Origin of the sequence: Eggerthella sp. 1_3_56FAA (genome assembly GCF_000185625.1) — a bacterium.
GTDB classification, from domain to species: domain Bacteria; phylum Actinomycetota; class Coriobacteriia; order Coriobacteriales; family Eggerthellaceae; genus Eggerthella; species Eggerthella lenta.
Map to the genome: position 1 here is coordinate 1,156,090 of NZ_GL622580.1, position 2,500 is coordinate 1,158,589.

Here is a 2,500-nt window from a genome sequence, read left to right on the forward strand (position 1 = left end):
GCACGGCGCTTGCGCCCGCGCGCCCGCGCGGCGTGCGCATCGCGGCGTGGGCCACGAATCCTGCCTGCGCACGCGCGGCGAAGCGGGCAGGCGCTGACATCATCTACGTGCCTGCGCTCAACTACAAGCGCGGCGAGGCCGTGGTGGCGGGCCAACGTTCTGCCACTGCAGAGCAAGCGGGCTATCCGAAGCAGGCCGTCGTGGCGCTGCCAACTGTTGAACACGACCAGGTTCCGGGCACGCGCGAGGCGGCCATCGATTTCGATCCTTGGCGCTACGTCAAGCCAGGCAAGCCTGTGCTCGTGGAGAATCTGGCCGGCCTCGTGCGCGCCGCCGAGCTGGGATGCGAGGTCGAAGTAGGGCCGCACATCCCCATCACGAATCCGCTATCGCTCGCAGCGGCCGCCGAGCTGGGAGCGCGCCGGGTGTGGCTGTCGCCCGAGCTCACGCTGGGCCAGATCGCCGACATCGCCGAAGATGCACCGGTTGAGCTAGGCCTTACCATCATCGGCGCCCAAGAGCTCATGGTCACCGAGCACTGCCTGCTCATGAGCCAAGGCCCCTGCGACGAGAACTGCGCCGAGTGTCCGCGCCGCAAGAGCCCGCATTTTCTGCGCGATCGCAAGGACTACGAGTTCCCGGTCGTCACCGACGCGCTCGGCCGCAGTCACTTGTTCAACGGTGTTCAGCTCGATGTGGCCCAGACCCTGCCCGACCTCATCCATGCGGGCATCACGTCGTTCCTGGTGGATACCACGCTCATGAACGTCGAGGAGACCACGAAGGCCGTGCAGCGCGCCGTCCGAGCGCGTAACGTGGCCCACGCCGACGGCAACGCCATCGCCAAAACCCCCGGCACCACCAGCGGTCATCTATTCAGGGGCGTTTCCTAGGCTCTTCCCGCCATCCCGAACGAGCCTTCCCACCCCGCCATCCTGAGCGAGCGCAGCGAGTCGAAGGATCCCGTGCGGCGACAGCTGAATCGTTGACAGCTGATCCCGTGAGAGATTCTTCGACTCCGCTCATCTCGATGGCGGGCGCGCCGTTCGCACGGCTCCTCCTTGCTCCCTATGGTAGAATCATGAGCTACGTGTATAGAGAGGAAGAGAAGACCATGCTTTCCGCGGAAGAACAACTGCACACCATCGCTTCCGGCGCAGCGCAGATCGTGCCGGAGAGCGCGCTGCTCGAGAAGCTCAAGCGGGGCACGCCGCTCAACATCAAGCTGGGCGTCGATCCCACTGCTCCCGATATCCATCTCGGCCATGCCGTGCCGCTGCGCAAGCTGCGCCAGTTCCAGGATCTCGGCCACGGCGTGACGCTCATCATCGGCGACGGCACCGCGCTCATCGGCGATCCGTCGGGTCGCAACACCACGCGTCCGCAGCTCACGTCCGAGCAGATCAAGGCGAACGCCCAAACCTACGTCGACCAGGCGTTCAAGATCCTCGACCCCGAGAAGACCACCCTGCGCTACAACTCCGAGTGGCTGCTTTCGCTCAACATGGAGGACCTGCTGAAGCTGGCCAGCAACTTCACGGTGGCCCGCATCCTCGAGCGCGACGACTTCCACAAGCGCTACACCAACAGCCAGCCCATCAGCCTGCACGAATTCCTCTACCCGCTCATGCAGGCCTACGACTCGGTCGTCATCAAAGCCGATGTCGAGTTGGGCGGCACCGACCAGCTGTTCAACCTGTTGGCGGGTCGCGAGCTCATGGAGAAGATGGGAATGGAGCCGCAGGTGTGCCTCACGTTGCCCTTGCTCGAGGGCACTGACGGCGTGCAGAAGATGTCGAAGAGCTACGGCAACTACATCGGCCTCACCGACGAGCCTGCCGATATGTTCGGCAAGGTCATGTCCATTCCCGACGAGCTCATGGTGAAGTACTATCGTCTCGCCTCGGCGCTGCCGGTCGATCAGATCGACGAGATCGAGCGCGGTCTGGCCGCCGACGAGCTGCATCCGAACAAGGTGAAACGCGCTCTGGCGAAGAATATCGTAGCCGCGTATTACGACGAGGCGGCGGCGCAGGCGGCCGAGGAGCAGTTCGACCTCGTGTTCAAACAGCATGCCGTGCCGGACGACATCCCCGAGTTTGCAGCCGACCTCACGCCCAACGACGACGGAACCGTGTACCTGGCGAAGCTTTTGGCCGATGCGAGCCTGGCTGCAAGCGCCGGCGAAGCGCGTCGTCTTATCGACGGCGGCGGTGTCAAGGTGAACGGCGAAGCGCTGCCTGCGAAGTCCTACAACGTGGATCCTGCGCTGCTCGCGGGCGCGACGCTGCAGGTGGGCAAGCGAAAGTTCGTGAAGCTGGTGTAGCCCGTTTCCTCGAATCGTGTAATAATCGGCAGGCGGCTTTCGGGCCGCCTGCTTTGCTTCTGGAAAAGTTTTTGAAAATATTTGCAAGGATTCGCGCCCCTCGTTCGTTTTGCATATGAAGGACGAAGCGAACGACAACAGGAGGATCGACCGAAATGAAGAAGAACGTGATCG

3 protein-coding genes (1 of these 3 cut by a window edge) are annotated in these 2,500 nt (G+C 63.4%); all 3 read left to right on the forward strand.

Annotation, left to right across the window (positions count from 1 at the left end):
* A partial coding sequence (locus HMPREF1023_RS10180) for a peptidase U32 family protein (RefSeq protein WP_009306198.1) occupies positions 1 to 893 on the forward strand: 893 nt, incomplete at its 5' end.
* Positions 894 to 1,114: 221 nt separating this feature from the next.
* Positions 1,115 to 2,326, forward strand: a complete 1,212-nt coding sequence (gene tyrS / locus HMPREF1023_RS10185) for a tyrosine--tRNA ligase (protein ID WP_009306199.1) — start codon at positions 1,115 to 1,117, stop codon at positions 2,324 to 2,326.
* A gap of 155 nt (positions 2,327 to 2,481) precedes the next feature.
* Positions 2,482 to 2,500: the 5' portion of a hypothetical protein gene (locus tag HMPREF1023_RS10190; RefSeq protein ID WP_009306200.1), read on the forward strand. Its footprint extends 521 nt past the window's final position; the window shows 19 of its 540 coding nt (coding positions 1-19); it begins with the start codon at positions 2,482 to 2,484; its stop codon lies beyond the right edge, outside the window.